This window comes from Paraburkholderia sp. GAS41 (assembly GCF_050436545.1).
GTDB lineage: Bacteria > Pseudomonadota > Gammaproteobacteria > Burkholderiales > Burkholderiaceae > Paraburkholderia.
Genome location: NZ_JBNDMK010000004.1, coordinates 220,658 through 239,933 on the forward strand (window position 1 = coordinate 220,658; position 19,276 = coordinate 239,933).

Consider the following 19,276-nt stretch of genomic DNA (forward strand, 5'->3'; position numbering starts at 1 on the left):
GAGAGGCAGGTTTCCGACGCACGTGGGCGATTGCTCGCGACCTCGTCACGCCCTGTCCCGTGTGTGGAGGACATTCTTGCTCCCCATCGCAGGGCATGTCAATGCTTGATCCCGATTTTGCCGCAGTGCGATATTTTTTTAATTATCGTTTTCCCCATGTATTTCATCACGTTATCGAAGCTTTCAAGGACGGATGAAGCCAAAATGTAAAAGGCCCATAATGCAGGGCCTTTTTGCATTTAATTCAAGAATTGGCGACGCTTCTGAAAGCGTGTTCTGGCAAGGTTGACCGCTCGTGCGAGCGTCTTTAGCGGCGCAGCAAAAATTCCCGCTGCCCGACTCCGAACAAACCCTGACGATGCCCACTGGTTATGGCTGCAAGCGGCGCTTGCAGCCGCGCCCGATCAGTCGGCAAGCCAGATCAGCGCGGCCATGCGGCCCGTTACGCGATCACGCCGGTAAGAATAGAAACGATCGCGCTGCGTCACCGTGCATGCGTCACCGCCGCTAATCTGCGTCACCCCGAGACGTTGCAAACGCAAGCGTGCCAGCGCGGGAAGATTGGCGAGATATTTACCCGGCGCGTCGTCACGTGGCACGAATGCCTGCGACGTGGCGTCACGTTGCAAATCGTCGACGCCATTCATGAAGGCGTCACGCACGTCTGCACCCACCTCGAACGCCGTGGGTCCGATCGACGGTCCGAGGTACGCGTGCAGCGAACCCGCATCCGTACCCGCGAGCTGGGCGACGCGTTGCGCCGTTTTCTCGACGACGCCCGAGGCAAGGCCGCGCCAACCCGCATGCGCGGCACCCACGGCACGGCCGGCGGCGTCGCACAGCAACACGGGCATGCAATCGGCAATCATGACGACGCAGATAGTGCCCGGCCGATCCGTGACGCTGGCGTCAGCGCGCACGAGCGGCTCGCCCGCGCGCGCCCGCATCAGCACCTCATGCGCGTCGACCACCTCAGCGCCGTGCACCTGCTCGAGCCACGCCGCCTCGGCGCCGCCCGTCAAGCCGGCCAGACGCGCGCGATTGGCCGCGACGCACAGCAGATCGTCGCCGGCCAGCCGGCCGAGGTTCAGGCCACCCGGCACGTCGACGCCGTCATGCCAGCGGCCATAGGGCGGCAAGCTCACCCCGCCGGTACGCGTGGTCATCAGCGCACGGACGCGCGGCGCAACGCGCCAGCCGGGCTGCAGCACATCGGTAAGCGTCAGCTCAGGCAGGCTCGCACCGGAGCGCGCCGATTCAGGCGGCGTCATGCGCGGTCGTCCTCGCGGTCGTCCTCGTTGTTGCCCTCGTCGTCACCTTCGTCATCCCAAGACGCTTCGTAACCTGCCATTTCCTCGTCTTCGTAATAGGCTTCGTCGAACTCGCCTTCGTCGTCGCGGCCGAGGCCCAGCGCAGCCGACAGCGCCGCCATATCCTCCGGCACCTCGGCGCGCCATTGCATCTCGCGGCCGGTCCGCGGATGAATCAGGCCAAGACGCCACGCATGCAGCGCCTGGCGCGCGAAACCATCGGGCAACGGCGTGACCGAGCGTTTGCCGCGCGCGCGCCCATAGACCGGGTCGCCCAGCAACGGATGACCGATGTGCGCGCAATGCACGCGAATCTGGTGAGTACGCCCGGTTTCCAGGTCGCAGTGGATCGCTGACACCGGTTGCCGCTGCCAGATGGCTGAATCGACGCGCCGGAAATGCGTGCGTGCGGGTTTGCCCGCAGCGCTCGTGACCACCGCCATGCGGGTGCGTTCGCGCGGATCGCGGCCAATCGGCGCGTCGATCGTGCCCTCTTCGCGCATATTGCCCCACACCAGCGCGAGATAGCGGCGCTTGACCGTACGCGCCTGTAGTTGCCGCACGAGATCGGTCTGCGCCTCGAGCGTGCGCGCCACCACCATCAACCCGGAGGTTTCCTTGTCGAGCCGGTGCACGATACCCGCACGCGGCAAGCCGGACGCCGCTTCGCCATAGCGATACAGGAGCCCGTTCAGCACGGTGCCGCTCCAGTTGCCGGCCGCCGGATGCACCACCATGCCGGCAGGCTTGTTGATGACCACCAGCGTCTCGTCTTCGTAGACGATCTCGAGCGGCACCGGTTCGGGCGTGAAGGCCAGTTGCTCGGGCAGCAGATCGGGCACGAGTTCGATGTGCGCGCCGAGCGGCACCGGTTGACGGATCTTTGCGGGCACGCCATCCACACGCACGCGCTCGGCTTCGATCCAGCTTTGCAACCGGTTGCGCGAAAACTCTGGAAACACCTTGGCCAACACCTTGTCGAGCCGCTCGCCGGCCAGTTCGTCGGGCACGGTCACCACGCGCGGCGAATTGTCCACGGCCTTGCTGGCCACCGTCGCCACTTCGCCTGCGGGCTCGGGCGGCGCAAGCGCGTCGCCGTCAAGATCATCATCTAACGAATCACTACCCAACGCGTCGGAGGGGTCAGCGCTTGGGCTATAATCTTTGTTGCTATTCCGGGTACCAGTAGCGGGAACCGGATTATTTGAACGGGTCATTGAGTCTGGGTCACCTGGACGTAAAGCTAGACTGGAAAATGCGAGCCTTGAATATCATTATCGAATTGGCCCAAAAGACGGCGGCCTTAAAGACGGCACCCCTAAAGACGGCACCCCTAAAGACGGCACCCCGCACGGCAACCCGGACCACACTCCGAAGCATGGCCACCCGAGTGGCGCGTTACTTCGCCTGCGTCGCGGCCATCGCCGTCGTGGCAGCCTGCCACGGTTTGCCGGAAAAGACCGATGAAACGGCAACCTGGGCGAACAACAAATTATATACGGAGGCGCAGGACTCGCTGTCCGCCGGGGACTGGAGCAAGTGCGCAAAATATTTCGAGATGCTCCAGGGCCGCGACCCGTTCGGCCACTTTGCGCAGCAAGCGCAGATCAACGTAGCCTACTGCAACTGGAAAGACAGCGAGAACGACGCCGCGAACGAGGCCATCGACCGCTTCATCAAGCTGCACCCGGGTCATCCCGATATCGCCTACGCGTACTATCTGAAAGGCATGATCAACTTCAACGACGACCTCGGTCTGTTCGGACGCTTTTCCGGTCAGGACATGAGCGAGCGCGATCCGAAGTCGTTGCGCGAGTCGTACGATGCGTTCAAGGTCGTGGTGGACAAGTATCCGGACAGCAAGTACGCGCCGGACGCCGCACAGCGCATGCGCTACATCGTAAACGCCCTGGCGTCGCACGAAGTTCACGCCGCGGACTACTACTATCGCCGTGGCGCTTACGTCGCCGCCATCAACCGCGCTCAGCTCGCCATCAAGGATTACAAGAATGCTCCGGCCATCGAAGACGCGCTGCACATCATGATGCTCTCGTACCAGAAGCTCGATCAGCCGCAACTGGCCGACGACACGAAGCGCGTGCTGGCCGGCACGTTCCCGGACAGCCCGTACATCACCGGGCACGCCCGGCCGGGTCAGCAAAAATCGTGGTGGCAGTTCTAAGCCACACGCCGCAAGCGCGTTGCTGCAGTTAATCCGGATCAACGCTTGAGCAAACAAAGACGCCACGACTGTCAAAGTCGTGGCGTTTTTGTTTGTGCGTTCTACATGGGCGCCGTCAAGTCCCGCGCTGTGCCGCCTTGCGTGTAGCTGCGGCCATGACGCGACCCGCACGCCAGGCGGCATGTGGGTGCGCCCGCCACACGAACCGGTCAGTCGCGCTCGAACAGCGCGATCGATTCCACGTGCGAGGTATGCGGGAACATATTGACTACGCCCGCGCCCTTGAGCCGATAGCCGGCCTCGTGAACCAGCAGACCGGCATCGCGCGCGAGCGTCGACGGGTTGCAGGACACGTAGACGATGCGTTGCGGCAGCGGACCGTCGCCACTCTGAGCAATCTCAGCCAATGCTTTCGCGACCGCCAGCGCACCCTCGCGCGGCGGGTCGATGAGGAATTTGTCGAAATGGCCGAGCGCACGCATATCGTCGGCGGTCAATTCGAACAGGTTGCGGCAGGCGAACGAAGTATGCTCCGCCACGCCGTTTTCTTCCGCATTCGCCAGCGCCCGCGTGGTCAGAACCTCGCTACCTTCGATGCCCACCACTTCCTGCGAAATCCGCGCAAGCGGCAGCGTGAAATTGCCGATGCCGCAGAACAGATCCAGCACGCGATCGGTGCGCGACGGCGCCAGCAGGCGCAGCGCCCTGCTCACCAGCACACGGTTGATCTGGTGATTGACCTGCGTGAAGTCGGTCGGCTTGAACGGCATGCGGATGTCGTATTCCGGCAGCGTGTAGTCGAGCTGGCCATCGAGCGGATAGAACGGCGCCACCGAGTCCGGCCCTTGCGGCTGCAACCAGAATTGCACGTTGTGGGCATCGGCGAATTCGCGCAGCAGTTGCTCATCGGCGGCGTTGATCGGCTCCAGAATGCGCAGCACCAGCGCCGTCACAGTCGAGCCAACCGCGACTTCAACCTGCGGCATGCGCTCGCGAATCGACAGGCCTTCGACCAGCCGGCGCAACGGCACCAGCATGGCCGAGACGTGCGGCGGCAGCACCTCGCACGAGGTCATATCGGCGATAAAGCTGCTCTTGCGCTCGTGGAAGCCCACCAGCACACCGCCCTTCTTGGCGACATAACGTACGGTCAGGCGCGCGCGGTAGCGGTATCCCCACGACGGGCCATGAATCGGCCGATACACCGTTTCGGGCCGCAGCTTGGCCAGATGCGCGAGATTGTCTTCGAGCACGCGCTGCTTGACGGCAATCTGCGCGCGGATGTCGAGGTGCTGCATCGAGCAACCGCCGCAGGTGCCGAAGAACTGACACTGCGGCCTGGCGCGGATCACGCTCTCGCGCAACATGTCGACCACTTCCGCCTGCTCGAAGCTCGGTTTGCGACGGTAGCTCAAATAGGTGACGCGCTCGCCGGGCAACGCGCCTTCGACGAAAATCACCTTGCCCGGCGTGCCGTCTTCGTTGACGGTACGGCCTACGCCGCGCGCTTCCATGTCGAGCGATTCGACATCCAGAATCGGGGCTGTAACGGGTGTGGCAGACGCATCCGCTTCGGCGGACGCTTTTTTCTTGCCTCTGAACGAGCGGTTCGAGGCACGCTTGTGGGCACTCTGAGACACCTGCGGCTTCCTGACAGACTATGGGGGAAGGCGAGATTGTAGCGCGGCCCACTGCGCGGCAAAACGCTTACTGATCGAACGCCGCCAGATACTGCGCCCAATGCGGGGATGGCTCTTGCGCGAGTGCACTCTTCACGAGAGCGATTTCGTCCGCGTATTCCTCAGGCGAAAAACCGCCGCGCATCAACTGAAAGCGGCAATACAGCAGATACGTGTTGACCACATCGGTCTCACAGTAATTGCGGATCTGTTCGATCTGCCCATCCTGAAACGCGTGCCAGACCTGGCCGCCGTCCATGCCGAGCTTGCCTGGAAAGCCGCATAGCTTGGCGAGCGTGTCGAGCGGCGCGTTGGCGCGCGCCTGGTACATGGCCAGCACGTCCATCAGGTCGGTGTGGCGCGCGTGGTAGCGGCTGATGTAGTTGTTCCACTTGAACTCGCGGTCGTCCTCGCCGAGATCCCAGAAGCGGCTTGCTGGAATGCCGTTGACGAGAGCCCGGTAGTTCAGCACCGGCAGATCGAACCCGCCGCCGTTCCACGACACCAGTTGCGGCGTGTACTTCTCGATCACCCGGTAAAACGATTGCACCAGCGCCGCTTCGCCGTCTTCCAGCGTGCCGAGCGAGCGCACGCGAAAGCCGTTGTTGTCGCGAAAGACACAGGAAATCGCCGCAATCCGTTGCAGATGGTGCGGCAGGAAATCGCTGCCGGTCTTCTCCCGGCGCGCGGCAAAGGCATGCTCGGCGACTTCCGCGTCGGTGAGCGTGGCGGGCAAATCTTCGAGGCGGCGAATGCCGGCGACATCGGGAATCGTCTCGATGTCGAAAACAAGAATCGGTGTCATCGGTTTATAAAACGGCGTCCTTGCGTACACCGTTGGAGGCGAAGAAGCGCTTCAGGCGAACCAGCGCTTCCTGCTGGATCTGGCGCACACGCTCGCGCGTGAGGCCCATTTCGTCGGCCAGCTCTTCGAGCGTGGCCGGCTCGATATGATTGAGGCCGAAGCGGCGCTCGATCACGTGACGATGCTTGTCGGACAGGCGGGCAAGCCAGGCACGGGTCAGCGTTTCCAGCTCGCGATGCTGCACCTCGGCGTCCGGCGACTGGCTCTGGTCGTCCGACAGCAGATCAAGCAGGCTGCTCGCCGGATCGAGATCGAGCGGGGCGTCGAGCGATGCCGTGTGCTCGTTCAGGGCGAGGATATCGGTGACTTCGTCCGTGGTCTTGCCAGTCAGATACGCGATGTCGTCGATACTGGCGTCGCGGCGGTCGGCCGCGTCGCCGGAGTTCATCGAGTTCTTCTCCAGATGGCGCTTCGCGCGCAGCACCTGGTTGAGCTCGCGAATCACATGCACCGGCAGACGCACCGTGCGCGCCTGATTCATGATGGCGCGCTCGATACTCTGACGGATCCACCAGGTGGCATACGTGGAAAAACGGAAGCCGCGTGTGGGATCAAACTTCTCGATGGCGTGCATCAGGCCGAGGTTGCCCTCCTCGATCAGATCGAGCAGCGGCACGCCGCGGTTCAGATACCCTTTCGCAATACTGACGACGAGCCGCAGATTGCGCTCGATCATGACCTGGCGTGCCTCGAACTCGCCTGCCTTGGCGAGCCGCGAGTAGCGCTGCTCTTCCTCCACCGTCAATAGCGGCTTGACGCTGATCCGGTTGAGGTAGTGCTGAATCGTGTCAGCCGTGAGTTCGGCTTGCAGCAAGGCGCGGAAATCGTCGGCGTCGGGCGCTGCGTCGCTCGTACGCGAATCACCGGCTTCCTCTGCACCGCTTTGGCGCTCGTCGAGATCGCGCGCGTTATCGAGATCCTCGACGTTGTCGTCTTCGACCTCCGAAGCACCGCCGTCCTCCACCGTAAGTTGCGTGGCACGACTGATCTTCTCAGACTCGGCTTGCGGTGGGCGGCGCTTCGATTTCGGCATGGTCGTATCGCTTATTGCGGCGGCAAGTACTTCAGTGGGTCGACAGGTTTGCCCTGCCGGCGAACTTCGAAATGCAACATTACACGGTCCGAATCGCTATTGCCCATTTCGGCGATCTTCTGCCCCTTGGTCACCGCGTCTCCCTCTTTTACCATCAAAGCGCGATTATGTGCATACGCCGTGAGATAAGTTGCATCATGCTTGATGATAATTAGATTGCCGTATCCGCGCAGCCCATTTCCAGCATAAACGACGCGTCCGTCGGCAGCCGCTTTCACGGGATCGCCAGTCGCCCCGCCAATATTGACGCCCTTGTTCGTGGAGTCGTCAAACGTGCCGAGAATCGGACCGCGTACCGGCCAGGCAAACGCGAGGTTGCTCGCCGGTGCCGCGCTGCTATCGCTCGCGCCCGCTTGCGGCGCATTCGGGGTGACGGCCGTTCCCGCACCGTAGACCGGCGGCACCGCAGTGCCGCCCGCCGCAGCGCCTGGGCCCGTAGCCGGAGCCGACGGGCCGCCAAGCGGCGCCGTCTGCACGCCGCCGCCCACCACCGGGGCGGTGGCCACGCCCGGCGTGATTGCCGCGAGATTCGCGCCCGGCGGCGCGACCCGCAGCAACTGATCGACTTCGATCTGGTTCGGGTTGGTCAGGTTATTCCACGTCGCGATGTCGCGATAATTCTGACCGTTTTCCAGAGCGATCCGATACAACGTATCGCCCGGCTTCACCCGGTAATAACCCGGAGGCGGCGGACCCAGCGGCACGGGTGCCGCCGCTGCCTGCGCCGACGCGGTCCCAAGGTCGCCCGAGCGATCGACGACAGGCGCGTTATCGAGCCGTGTCGCACAGGCCGTCAACAGGGACAGCGCGACCACGCACACGCTACGCTGGGCTACGGACAGGTGGACATTCAGGCTGGTTCTTTGCATCGCGCGCAACTTGCTCATGCTCATCGGTTTCAGATCACTCCGGATTTTAAGGGTACAAAGAAAACACGATCAAGCCGCGACTCGCGCCATTGCGCAGGCCCGGTACGCTCGACGAGCGTGAGCACCTGCTGCGTCTGACCGTCCTGCGTGCCGACCGGCGCGACGAGGCGCCCGCCGATCGCGAGCTGTTCGAGCAGAGCTTGCGGCACATCGAGCCCTGCCGCGGCGATGACGATCGCGTCGAACGGTGCGGCTGCCGGCAAACCGATGCGGCCATCACCGTAGTGCAGCCGGATGTTCGGGATGCGCAGCGGCCGCAAGTTCGTCTTGGCGCGTTCGTATAGCGGTTTGATGCGTTCAATCGAATACACGTCGCGTGCGACCTGGCTCAGCACCGCCGCCTGATAACCGCAGCCCGTGCCGATTTCGAGCACGTTCGTGAGGGTTCGGCCGGCGGCGGCCAGCTCGATCATCCGCGCGACGACGGAAGGCTTGGAGATGGTCTGGTGATGCCCGATCGGCAACGCCGCGTCTTCATAAGCCTGGGTGGCGAGCCCCGGGTCCACGAACATGTGGCGCGGCACCACCGACATTGCATGCACCACGCGCTGATCGGTAATGCCGTTTGCCCGCAGGCGTTCGACCATGCGTTCGCGAACCCGTTCCGAAGTCAACGCATGCGCGCTGTTTAATGCCACATTCGGAGCCGAGCTGCGTTCCGCGGGCCTCGTGTTCGGGCGCGGCGCAACGGGCTTGGGCGCCGGCCGGTTGACCAGCAGGTTTGCCGGGCTCGGGTTCAGTTTGGCGACGACCGGTGCCGCAGGCTTGAGCGCAGCCTTGACCGCCGGCCTCGCCACAGAGTCGGTCACCGGCTTGACGATGGATTTGGCCACCGGCTTGCTTACTGGCTTGACCACCGGCTGGACCAAAACCGGCGCCGCCGCTTTGGCCGCTGATTGTGCAGTACGCTTGCCGGCACTCTCGCCGCGCGCCGACGTCTTCGCCCGCGCGTCGGTCGCAGCGGCGAGGTTCGCCGCGCGCACCTCGCCGGGGCGTCCTTCGGGCCGGCGCGGCTCGCGCTTCAGATCCTCGAGGCCAAGCGGAAAGCGCTTTGCGCGCTCGCTGGTCATGAAGCGCCGCTCCCGGCGCGCAGCCAGTCGCGCGCCGCGGGCAACATGTCGGTGTGGGTCAGATCGAGCTGCAGCGGGGTGATCGACACCTGACCGTTCGCGACGGCGTGGAAATCGGTACCTTCGCTCGCGTCGCGCGCGCTACCGGACGGGCCGATCCAGTAGATCGGTTCGCCGCGCGGATTGGTCTGGCGGATCACCGGCTGCGATGGATGCCGCTTGCCGAGGCGGGTGATGCGCCAGTCACGCAGTTGCTCGTACGGCAAGTTGGGAATATTCACATTCAGCAACGGATTTCCAGCCAGCGGATTCGCGCAGTAATGCGCCACGATTTCGGCGGCAACCCGCGTCGCCGCATCGAGATGGACCCAGTCCTTGTCGACCAGCGAAAACGCGATGGCGGGAACGCCGAACATGATGCCTTCGGTGGCGGCGGCGACCGTGCCCGAATACAGCGTGTCCTCACCCATGTTCTGGCCGTTGTTGATGCCCGACACCACCAGATCGGGCGTGTGGTCGAGCATGCCGGTCAAAGCGATGTGCACGGAGTCGGTTGGCGTGCCGTTCACGTAATAAAAACCCGTCGACGAGCGCAGCACCGACAACGGCCGCGACAGCGTCAAGGAGTTCGACGCGCCGCTGCAGTTCTGCTCGGGTGCCATCACGGTGACATCGGCGAAGGCCTGCAGCGCTTCATAAAGCGCGCCAAGGCCCGGCGCCAGATAGCCGTCGTCGTTGCTGAGTAGGATTCGCATGCGGCGATTGTAACCGAGGAAAGAAGACGCGCGAACGACACGCCAGGCATCGCCTGTGCGACGTCTGCGACACGACAGAAACGCACGGTCGTTCGGCTTGCTTTACACTTCAGAATACCGGGGTGAACCCCGTTCGACATGGAGACGCGATGCGCGCGATTCGCTGCAATCAATATGGTCCGCCCGAGAGCTTGGTGGTCGAAGAACTGCCCGACCTTACGCCGCAAGCCGGCGAGCTCCTGATCGACGTCAAGGCGGCCAGCGTCAATTTTCCCGACGTATTGATCATTGAGAACAAGTACCAGTTCAAGCCGCCGCTGCCCTTTACGCCGGGCTCGGAAGTGGCCGGCATCGTGCGCGCGGTCGGCGTTGGTGTGACGCAGTTTCAGCCGGGCGCGCGCGTGATCGCGTTTACCGGTCAGGGCGGCTTCGCCGAGCAGGCGGTGGCGCCGGCGGCGACCTGCGTGCCGCTGGCCGAAGGCATCGACTTTGGCGTGGCGGCGGCCTTCACGCTCGCCTACGGGACGTCGCACCACGCGGTGGTCGATCGCGGCGCGCTAAAAGCCGGTGAAACCATGCTCGTGCTGGGCGCGGCAGGCGGCGTCGGTCTTGCGGCAGTGGAGATCGGCAAAGCGCTGGGCGCGCGGGTGATCGCGGCGGCGTCGTCGGACGAAAAGCTCGCCATCTGCGTGAAGCATGGCGCCGATGCGACGATCAACTACAGCACTGAAGACCTGCGCGAGCGCATCAAGACGCTCACCGACGGCAAAGGCCCGGACGTGATCTACGATCCGGTCGGCGGGATCTACACAGAACCGGCGTTCCGCAGTATCGGCTGGCGCGGCCGTTATCTGGTGGTGGGCTTTGCGAACGGCGAGATTCCCAGACTGCCGCTCAACCTCGCGCTGCTGAAAGGCGCGAGTCTCGTCGGCGTGTTCTGGGGCGACTTTGCGAAGCGCGAACCGCATCACAATGCAGCGGCCTTCAAACAGATGACCGGTTGGATCGGCGAAGGCAAGCTGCGGCCGTACGTCTCGGCGCACTACACGCTCGAGGAAACCGGACGCGCGCTGCGCGAGATGGCCGAGCGTCGCGTGGTGGGTAAGGTGGTGATTACGCCGTAGTCCGGGGCGGCTGGCGTGACGCAAGCGGATGGCGTGCCGCTGCCTGACGGCACGCCATCCGCTGTCCGATACGCCCGACGCGCTGCCTCAACGGCACACCCTCATTGCGTACCGCGCGCCGCGCTTGCACACCACCGCCGAATGCTCGGCCACTCACACGATCTGTTGGGCGTGCAACGCGGCAATCTGCTGCGCGTCGTAGCCGAGCGAGCCTAGAACTTCGTCGGTGTGTTCACCAAGCTCCGGGCCGAGCCAGCGCGTTTCGCCAGGCGTCTGCGAGAGCTTGGGCGTCACCGAAGGCAGGGTGATTTCCTTACCGTCCTGCCATTTGAAGCGCTGGATCATCTGCCGTGCCATGAATTGCGGATCGGTGAACATATCTGCGACGCTGTAGATGCGGCCCACCGGCACATCCGCGGCGTTGAGCACCTCGAGCGCCTCGTCGATCGTGCGCGTAGCGAGCCACGCGGCAATCGCGTCGTCGATTTCCTGCGTGCGCGGCACGCGCCCGTCGTTATGCGCGAGCGACGGATCGTTGGCGAGGTCTTCGCGCTCGATGGCGACCATCAAACGCTTGAAGATCGGATCGCTGTTGCCGCCAATCACCACGCTGCCGTCACGGCACGGATAGGTGTTCGAAGGCACGATGCCCGGCAACGAGGCGCCCGTGCGCTCGCGCACCATGCCGTACACGCCATACTCGGGCACCACGCTCTCCATCATGTTGAAGACCGCTTCGTACAGCGCAACGTCGACCACCTGCCCTTTGCCGCCGTTCACCTGCTTGTGATGCATGGCCATCAACGCGCCGATCACGCCATGCAGCGCCGCGATCGAATCGCCGATGGAGATGCCGATGCGCGGCGGCGGCAAATCCGGATAACCGGTGATGTGACGCAGACCGCCCATGGATTCGGCAATCGCGCCGAATCCCGGACGGTCGCGATACGGTCCGGTCTGGCCGTAGCCTGACAGACGCACCATCACGAGACCGGGATTCTCGGCGGACAGCACGTCATAGCCCAGCCCCAGCTTTTCCAGCAGTCCGGGGCGGAAATTTTCGACCACGATATCCGCTTCTTTCGCCAGACGCCGCACGATCTCCTTGCCCTCTTCGGCTTTCAGATTGATCGTCACGGACTTCTTGTTGCGGGCCTGGACGGCCCACCATAGCGAGGTGCCGCCGACTTCCGGATACAGCTTGCGCCATTTACGCAGCGGATCGCCGCCCTTGGGGTCTTCGATCTTGATCACTTCGGCGCCGAACTCGCCGAGAAAGCGCGCGGCAAATGGGCCGGCGATCAGCGTGCCGAGTTCGAGCACCTTCACGCCCGCGAGCGGGCCGGTGGGACGTGTCGCGTCGGGGGTTGCACTCATGGTCTCGTGTCCTCATGGTGGGCGATGCCCGCGCTGGCCAGTTGCCTTCGTTGCCGCAGCGGCCTATGTGCCGTATCGGGCGACGTCGCCCGTGGTTCGGCTACGCAGGGCGCAGAGCTAGAGCGAACGGCGGTCGAGCATCGCGCGGGCAATCGTGCCGGCGTCGACATACTCGAGTTCGCCGCCCACCGGCACGCCGCGCGCGAGACGCGTGACGGCCAGCCCGCGAGCCTTGAGCGTCTGCCCGAGGTAGTGCGCGGTGGCTTCGCCTTCGTTGGTGAAATTGGTCGCCAGCACGACCTCTTTCACAATGCCATCCGAGGCCCGCCTGACGAGCCGGTCGAAATGGATCTCCTTCGGACCGATGCCGTCGAGCGGACTCAGGCGGCCCATCAGCACGAAGTAGAGCCCGCGATAGGTCATCGTCTGTTCGAGCATGATCTGGTCGGCGGGCGTTTCGACGACGCACAGCAGCGCCGGATCGCGTTCCTCGTCGCTGCACACCTCGCAGATCTGCGCCTCGGTGAAGGTATTGCACTTTTCGCAGTGCTGCAGATGCTCGGTGGCGAACAGCAACGACTGGCCGAGCTTTTCCGCGCCCTCGCGGTCGTGCTGCATCAGGTGATACGCCATACGCTGTGCGGATTTCGGCCCGACACCGGGCAGCACACGCAGCGCTTCGACGAGAGCCGACAAGGCGGAAGGTTGTTTCATGCGGAATCGGCGAGGTCGTAGAAGTGGGGCGTAACGCTCTGGCAGCGGACACATGACGGCCGGCGTGCCGGTGCTACGCCTGAGCGCGTGGCACCGGCTTGCCGGCCGGCTTGACGGAAAGCGTCAGCGGTTGATCCGCAGGACGCCCGCAGCGGCCGGTCCAGCCGGTTATCCGAGCGATGCAGGCGCTCAGAACGGCAGCTTGAAGCCCGGCGGCAGCGGCAGACCGGAAGTCATGCCACCCATCTTTTCCTGGGCGGTGGCTTCAGCCTTGCGCACGGCGTCGTTGAAGGCAGCAGCGACGAGGTCCTCCAGCATGTCCTTGTCGTCGGCGAGCAGGCTCGGATCGATCGTCACGCGGCGCACCTCGTTCTTGCAGGTCATCGTCACCTTGACGAGACCCGCACCCGATTGCCCCTCGACTTCGATCAGCGCGAGCTGGTCCTGCATCTTCTTCATGTTTTCCTGCATCTGCTGGGCTTGTTTCATCAGCCCTGCGAGTTGACCTTTCATCATGGACATGCTCCTTCTGGATAGCGTGAAATGTGGGGATATGGCGCCATGATGCGCCGTAAATCAATGAGTCGACGAGGCGCCGCCGGCGGCGTCCGCTGCGATCGGCTTGACGGAGCCCGGCACGATGCTCGCGCCGAACTCGCGGATCAGCGATTGCACGAATGGGTCGGAGCCAATTTCGCGCTCGGCGTCCTTCTGACGCTGCGCGCGGGCGGCCGCGTCGAATGCAGCGGCCGTGCGGCGCGCCGGACCCACTTCGACCAGTACCTCGACTTCCTTGCCGAGCCGTTCGGCCAACGCGGCCTTAAGCTTGACGACCTGCGAAGCCTCGGCGTACTGCGGGACCGGCACATTGAGCTTGAGGGTGGCGCCTTCGAGCGCCATCAGTTCGCTGTTGAAGGCAAGCTGGTAGGAAATGCCCTTGAGCGCCAGGCCTACGGCAAGCGCCGGCCAGTCGCCGTTGAAGCCGATGGCGTCGAGCGGCACGGCGGGCGGCAACGGACGTGTGTCGACCGGGGCCTGAGCGGGTGCAGCAGACGGAACGCGCACGTCATCCGGACCCGCGTCGAATACCGGCATGTAGCCGTCGTCGGGGGGGCCGAAATAATCGTCTTCTGCAGAGAGCGGTACGAAGTCGTCCGGCGGCATGTCGTCCCACGGCGGCACGGAGGAACCACCCTGCCCGCCGTTGCGGGCCGCCGGCGATGCAGCGCGTACGGGCGCGGCTTCCTGCGTCCGGCGCGGCGCGCCCGGCGTCGGCACCGGGACGTTCACGCGGGGGGCGGCAGGCTTGGGCGCCGCCGTGGGCGTGGTAGCGGGCGCGGGTTTGGCCGCGACGGCAGTGGCACGACCGCGATCCGATGATACTTTGAGGCCGGCGCTGCGCAACACGTCGAGAGCGGCGCTAGCGCCACCTGCGCGGCGCGGGGCGGCACCGTCCTGGATGACAGGGGTTACTGCTGTGGATGACGGGGCTTGAGCCGCTGCTTTGAAGCTTGATGCTGGCGTCGCGGCCGGCGCCGCCGATGCCGTTCCGGTGTCGGCGATTGCCGACGCGCGTATTGCTGATGGCGGCTCTGGCGGAGTCGGGGTCGGAGTCGCTGCTGCGGGTGCCTGCGTCGATTCCACCGGGTCTATCACCGGCGCGGCGGTCGCGATTGCTGCCGCTCCAGTTGCAATGCCATCAGAGCCTGCATCAAGATTGACTAGCGGATCTGCGATGAACTCAGCGTCTTGGGCCCCCGTCACATCGCGTCCGGAAATCGCCGACTCGCTCTCCTCTGCCGAAGATGCCACCGTGGTACTCGACTCACCTGCGGCCGGCGCGCGCTCCGAGTGCGAATGCGCGGCGCTCGGAGAAGTTGCCTGAACAACCGCTTGATCGACTGCCTGACCGGTCTCAGCAACCGTCTGAGCGGCGCCATCTACCGCCGCGTGACCCCTCGTGTTTCCCGCTTCCTGCGCAGGCGCGGGCCGCGCAGCCGGATTGAACTCCACGCGAGCCGGTCCGGCTTGAACAGGCCGGCCTGACTCTGCAATCGCGTCACCGCTCGGCATGGCAGGCACTGCCGCCGCCGATGGCACCGCAGTAGCTGCGCTCACGGACGCCGCCGGCCCTCGCGGCGCGGCCACAACCGGCGTGCCGCTGCGCTTCGCGCCGCCCGCACCGGACGCACCCGCCGGACGCCCTGCCGGCGCCGCTCCACCGCCGCCAGTCGGCGCCGGTTCGAAAGCCAGCATGCGCAACAGCGTCATCGTGAAACCGGCGTATTCGTCGGGCGCGAGACCCATCTCGCTCCGGCCAATGGTCGCGATCTGATAAAACAATTGCACCTGCTCCGCGCTCAAAGCTTGCGCAAAGCGCCGCAGATCGGTCGCTTCAGGCCACTCGTCGAGCACCGACGACGGCGCAAACTGCGCCCACGCAATCCGGTGCAACAGGCTGGCCAGATCCTGCAGCGCGGTTGAAAACGACAGGCTGCGCAGCGACATCTCATCGGCCAACGCCAGCACGGCCGGCCCGTCGCCATCCGCGAGCGCGTCGAGCAGACGGATCAGGTAACTCTGGTCCAGCGCGCCCAGCATGCCGCGCACCGCTTCCTCGTTGACCTGGTTGGCCGAATAGGCAATGGCCTGATCCGTGAGCGACAGCGCGTCGCGCATCGAACCGTCCGCCGCGCGCGCCAGCAGGCGCAATGCCTGAGCGTCGTACGGCACGTGTTCCTCGCCGAGGATGTGCTCCAGATGCGAGACGATATGGCCAGCCGGCATCTGCTTCAGATTGAACTGCAGGCAGCGCGATAGCACCGTGACCGGAATCTTCTGCGGATCGGTGGTGGCAAGAATGAATTTGACGTGCGGCGGCGGTTCTTCCAGCGTCTTCAACATGGCGTTGAACGCGTGGTTCGTCAGCATGTGCACTTCGTCGATCATGTAGACTTTGAAGCGCGCATCGACCGGCGCGTACACGGCACGCTCCAGCAAGGCCGCCATTTCGTCGACGCCGCGATTACTCGCCGCATCCATCTCCACATAATCGACGAAGCGCCCCTCGTCGATCTCCCGGCACGCGCGGCACACACCGCACGGTGTCGACGTCACGCCGGTTTCGCAATTGAGCGCCTTGGCGAAGATGCGTGAGAGTGTAGTTTTGCCGACGCCACGGGTGCCGGTAAACAGATAGGCATGATGCAGACGGCCGCCGTCGAGCGCGTGCGTGAGCGCGCGCACCACGTGTTCCTGTCCGACGAGCGAAGCGAAATCCTTCGGTCGCCATTTGCGTGCGAGAACTTGATAGGTCATCGGGAAATTGTATCAGTAACGATTGCGCGCAAAGGTGAATCGACAGCGCACGGACGCACGTCGCCGATTCATTGAAAATGGCTAGCGGACCGATAGAAAAAAATAGTGGGAAACGGGCGTGCGCAACCGGAACAATCGACCGGTGACAGCAAAGACAAGGAAACCAGCGGAGGAACAACAGGAAAACACGACGGGGAATCGTTGCACTCGCTGCATGACAAACAAACAGCAAGCAATGAACCAGCAACGAAAAAAAGGAAGGTGACGAGCCCGACCCTCGGCACTGGTGGAAAGCGGCTGTGGCTGCTTCGTTCCCGACCTGACCAGGTTGACCACCCCTCCATGCGAGGAGGCCCGTCACGAAAGATTCTACCATTGGTCGGCGGCCCGCGCGACTGTTAAAGCGAACAAAGTTAGATGGACACCCACTTGTGTTCGCGCCAGCAACCACCAGATACGGTGCGTAACAGAAACCGGCACTCTACTGGTGAGCCTTGTCCCTACTGCCTGTATGAGTACTATCACCACCGGCAACGCATAGCAATTTAGGCTAAACTGACGTACGAATGTCCCGCAAAGCCGAGCATTCTGGGCATTTTGGAGTGCTTCGAGAGGCGCGCTTGCGAATGTTCCCGTGTGGGTCTCTTTGCGGCAATGCGAACAGAAGTTTTCTTAGTTTGGTGTATCGTGGCGAGCACATCACGTGGGCCTCGATCCGAGAGAGGTATTCATATATGAGCGAACAAATCAAGCATATCAGCGACGCATCGTTCGAACAGGACGTCGTTAAATCCGATAAACCGGTACTGCTCGACTTCTGGGCAGAATGGTGCGGTCCGTGCAAGATGATTGCACCGATCCTCGACGAGGTCGCGAAGGACTACGCTGACCGCCTGCAGATCGCCAAGATCAACGTGGACGAACATCAGTCCACGCCGGTGAAGTTTGGCGTGCGCGGCATTCCCACGCTGATCCTCTTCAAGAACGGCGCAGTGGCTGCCCAGAAAGTTGGCGCCCTGTCGAAGTCGCAACTCACCGCGTTCCTCGACGGCAATCTGTAATTCGCCGCGGTAGTTTTCAAGCGCGCGCCTGCGCGCTTCTGAGTGCGTGTTGTCAGCCGACAACACGCATAACAATAAGATGCTGTGACGCCACGCCGGCTGAAATTGGCGTGTGCTATGCTAGAATCCGCAAAACGTCGAAAAGACGCTTAAGTCCTTGAGCGGTTCCGCTCACTCTCCTCCCAGATTTCATTTCAGGTCGCACCTTCTCCTGCGGGTTCTCCGTATGCATTTATCCGAGCTTAAGACTCTGCACGTTTCCGAATTGATCGAGATGGCCAATGGCCTTGAGATCGAAAGTGCGAACCGCCTGCGCAAGCAGGAATTGATGTTCGCCATTCTTAAAAAGCGCGCCAAAACTGGCGAAACGATCTTCGGCGACGGCACGCTCGAGGTGCTGCCTGACGGCTTCGGCTTCCTGCGTTCGCCGGAAACCTCGTATCTGGCCAGCACGGACGATATTTATATCAGCCCGTCGCAAATCCGCCGCTTCAACCTGCATACCGGCGACACGATCGAAGGTGAAGTGCGCACGCCGAAAGACGGCGAACGCTATTTCGCGCTGGTAAAGGTGGACAAGGTCAACGGCCAGCCGCCGGAAGCCTCGAAGCACAAGATCATGTTCGAGAATCTGACGCCGCTGCACCCGAACAAGGTGTTGCTGCTCGAACGTGAAATGCGTGGCGAAGAAAACGTCACGGGCCGGATCATCGACATGATCGCGCCGATCGGCAAGGGCCAGCGCGGCCTGCTGGTCGCCTCGCCGAAGTCCGGCAAGACCGTGATGCTGCAGCACATCGCGCACGCCATCAAGCAGAACCATCCGGACGTCATCCTGTTCGTGCTGCTGATCGACGAACGGCCGGAAGAAGTGACCGAAATGCAGCGTTCGGTGGCCGGCGAAGTGATCGCCTCCACGTTCGACGAACCCGCTGCGCGTCACGTCCAGGTTGCCGAAATGGTGATCGAAAAGGCCAAGCGCCTCGTCGAAATGAAGAACGACGTGGTGATTCTGCTCGACTCGATCACGCGTCTCGCGCGCGCCTACAACACTGTGGTGCCGGCTTCGGGCAAGGTGCTGACGGGCGGTGTCGACGCCAACGCGCTGCAACGTCCGAAGCGTTTCTTCGGCGCGGCTCGCAATATCGAAGAAGGCGGCTCGCTCACCATCATCGGTACTGCGCTGATCGAAACCGGCAGCCGCATGGACGATGTGATCTACGAAGAGTTCAAGGGCACCGGCAACATGGAAGTGCACCTTGAGCGTCGTCTCGCAGAAAAGCGCGTCTACCCGTCGATCAACCTGAACAAGTCCGGCACACGTCGCGAAGAACTGCTCATCAAGCCCGAGATCCTGCAAAAGATCTGGGTGCTGCGCAAGTTCATCCACGACATGGACGAAGTCGAAGCCATGGAATTCCTGCTCGACAAGATCCGCCAGACGAAGAGCAACTCCGAGTTCTTCGACATGATGCGTCGCGGCGGCGGAAGCTGATACTGGCCCGCGCGTCGAAGGCGATTCGCACAGTCTCCCGCAAAGCCGCTCACTTTTCAGGTGGGCGGTTTTTTTTCGTCCGTAGCAAACGCACGAGGCCAGACCTTATTGGCACGTGCGACGCTTCCTTGCCGTTGCCCTTGCCCTTGCCCTTGCCCTTGCCCTTGCCCTTGCCCTTGCCCTTGCCCTTGCCCTTGCCCTTGCCCTTGCCCTTGCCCTTGCCCTTGCCGTTGCCCTTGCCTCGTTGCGCGCCGCTGTCTACTGTTTATCGTGCTGCCAGCCACCAATCTGACGTTTAGAATCT

General features: G+C 63.4%; 16 protein-coding genes and 1 other RNA gene. 4 read left to right on the forward strand and 13 right to left on the reverse strand.

Features of this window, described 5'->3' with window-relative positions; all coding sequences use genetic code 11:
- Window positions 1-404: 404 nt before the first annotated feature.
- Both pgeF and P3T43_RS09055 read right to left on the reverse strand, forming a co-directional pair.
- A complete protein-coding gene (pgeF, locus tag P3T43_RS09050; protein ID WP_429280700.1) occupies window positions 405-1,271 on the reverse strand; it encodes a peptidoglycan editing factor PgeF in 867 nt (288 codons plus the stop codon).
- Entirely contained in the window at window positions 1,268-2,527 is a 1,260-nt protein-coding gene (locus P3T43_RS09055; protein WP_429280701.1) for an RluA family pseudouridine synthase, read from the reverse strand. The genes pgeF and P3T43_RS09055 overlap by 4 nt, the downstream gene beginning before the upstream one ends.
- A gap of 161 nt (window positions 2,528-2,688) precedes the next feature.
- Here P3T43_RS09055 and P3T43_RS09060 point away from each other — a divergent pair, with 161 nt between their 5' ends.
- On the forward strand, window positions 2,689-3,492 hold the full coding sequence (locus P3T43_RS09060) for an outer membrane protein assembly factor BamD (protein WP_429280702.1): 804 nt from the start codon (window positions 2,689-2,691) through the stop codon (window positions 3,490-3,492).
- A 209-nt stretch (window positions 3,493-3,701) separates the two neighbouring features.
- Here the strand turns inward: P3T43_RS09060 and rlmD are convergent, their stop codons facing one another.
- The 6 genes from rlmD to surE all read right to left on the reverse strand — a co-directional run bounded on the left by rlmD (window position 3,702) and on the right by surE (window position 9,883).
- Window positions 3,702-5,006 carry a 23S rRNA (uracil(1939)-C(5))-methyltransferase RlmD gene (rlmD, locus tag P3T43_RS09065; RefSeq protein ID WP_429280780.1) on the reverse strand — a complete coding sequence of 435 codons (1,305 nt, stop codon included), beginning with the start codon at window positions 5,004-5,006 and terminating at the stop codon, window positions 3,702-3,704.
- 193 nt (window positions 5,007-5,199) lie between these two features.
- On the reverse strand, window positions 5,200-5,976 hold the full coding sequence (locus P3T43_RS09070; protein WP_429280703.1) for a 3'-5' exonuclease: 777 nt from the start codon (window positions 5,974-5,976) through the stop codon (window positions 5,200-5,202).
- Between the two features lie 4 nt (window positions 5,977-5,980).
- A complete protein-coding gene (gene rpoS / locus P3T43_RS09075; protein WP_429280704.1) occupies window positions 5,981-7,069 on the reverse strand; it encodes an RNA polymerase sigma factor RpoS in 1,089 nt (362 codons plus the stop codon).
- Between the two features lie 11 nt (window positions 7,070-7,080).
- Window positions 7,081-8,016 (reverse strand): peptidoglycan DD-metalloendopeptidase family protein, encoded by a 936-nt coding sequence (locus P3T43_RS09080; protein ID WP_429280705.1) that lies wholly within the window; start codon window positions 8,014-8,016, stop codon window positions 7,081-7,083.
- A gap of 11 nt (window positions 8,017-8,027) precedes the next feature.
- Window positions 8,028-9,128 carry a protein-L-isoaspartate(D-aspartate) O-methyltransferase gene (locus P3T43_RS09085; protein WP_429280706.1) on the reverse strand — a complete coding sequence of 367 codons (1,101 nt, stop codon included), beginning with the start codon at window positions 9,126-9,128 and terminating at the stop codon, window positions 8,028-8,030.
- A complete protein-coding gene (surE, locus tag P3T43_RS09090) occupies window positions 9,125-9,883 on the reverse strand; it encodes a 5'/3'-nucleotidase SurE (RefSeq protein WP_429280707.1) in 759 nt (252 codons plus the stop codon). The genes P3T43_RS09085 and surE overlap by 4 nt, the downstream gene beginning before the upstream one ends.
- Before the next feature lie 149 nt (window positions 9,884-10,032).
- On the opposite strand from surE, the gene P3T43_RS09095 reads away from it, so the two are divergent.
- The gene (locus P3T43_RS09095; protein WP_429280708.1) at window positions 10,033-11,007 is read left to right on the forward strand and encodes an NADPH:quinone oxidoreductase family protein; all 975 of its coding nucleotides are present in this window, start codon (window positions 10,033-10,035) and stop codon (window positions 11,005-11,007) included.
- Window positions 11,008-11,160: 153 nt separating this feature from the next.
- On the opposite strand, the gene P3T43_RS09100 is transcribed toward P3T43_RS09095, so the two are convergent.
- The 5 genes from P3T43_RS09100 to ffs all read right to left on the reverse strand — a co-directional run bounded on the left by P3T43_RS09100 (window position 11,161) and on the right by ffs (window position 16,775).
- Window positions 11,161-12,384 (reverse strand): CaiB/BaiF CoA transferase family protein, encoded by a 1,224-nt coding sequence (locus tag P3T43_RS09100; RefSeq protein ID WP_429280709.1) that lies wholly within the window; start codon window positions 12,382-12,384, stop codon window positions 11,161-11,163.
- A 117-nt stretch (window positions 12,385-12,501) separates the two neighbouring features.
- The gene (gene recR, locus P3T43_RS09105) at window positions 12,502-13,098 is read right to left on the reverse strand and encodes a recombination mediator RecR (protein ID WP_429280710.1); all 597 of its coding nucleotides are present in this window, start codon (window positions 13,096-13,098) and stop codon (window positions 12,502-12,504) included.
- Between the two features lie 189 nt (window positions 13,099-13,287).
- Window positions 13,288-13,614, reverse strand: coding sequence for a YbaB/EbfC family nucleoid-associated protein (locus P3T43_RS09110; protein ID WP_429280711.1), 327 nt, complete (start codon window positions 13,612-13,614; stop codon window positions 13,288-13,290).
- 60 nt (window positions 13,615-13,674) lie between these two features.
- Complete coding sequence (gene dnaX, locus P3T43_RS09115; protein WP_429280712.1) at window positions 13,675-16,416, reverse strand: DNA polymerase III subunit gamma/tau; 2,742 nt, start codon at window positions 16,414-16,416, stop codon at window positions 13,675-13,677.
- Between the two features lie 260 nt (window positions 16,417-16,676).
- Window positions 16,677-16,775, reverse strand: an RNA gene (ffs, locus tag P3T43_RS09120) — signal recognition particle sRNA small type.
- A gap of 375 nt (window positions 16,776-17,150) precedes the next feature.
- Here ffs and trxA point away from each other — a divergent pair.
- A complete protein-coding gene (trxA, locus tag P3T43_RS09125) occupies window positions 17,151-17,477 on the forward strand; it encodes a thioredoxin TrxA (protein WP_006048864.1) in 327 nt (108 codons plus the stop codon).
- 226 nt (window positions 17,478-17,703) lie between these two features.
- Window positions 17,704-18,972, forward strand: coding sequence for a transcription termination factor Rho (gene rho / locus P3T43_RS09130; RefSeq protein WP_074298516.1), 1,269 nt, complete (start codon window positions 17,704-17,706; stop codon window positions 18,970-18,972).
- The last annotated feature ends 304 nt before the right edge of the window (window positions 18,973-19,276 follow it).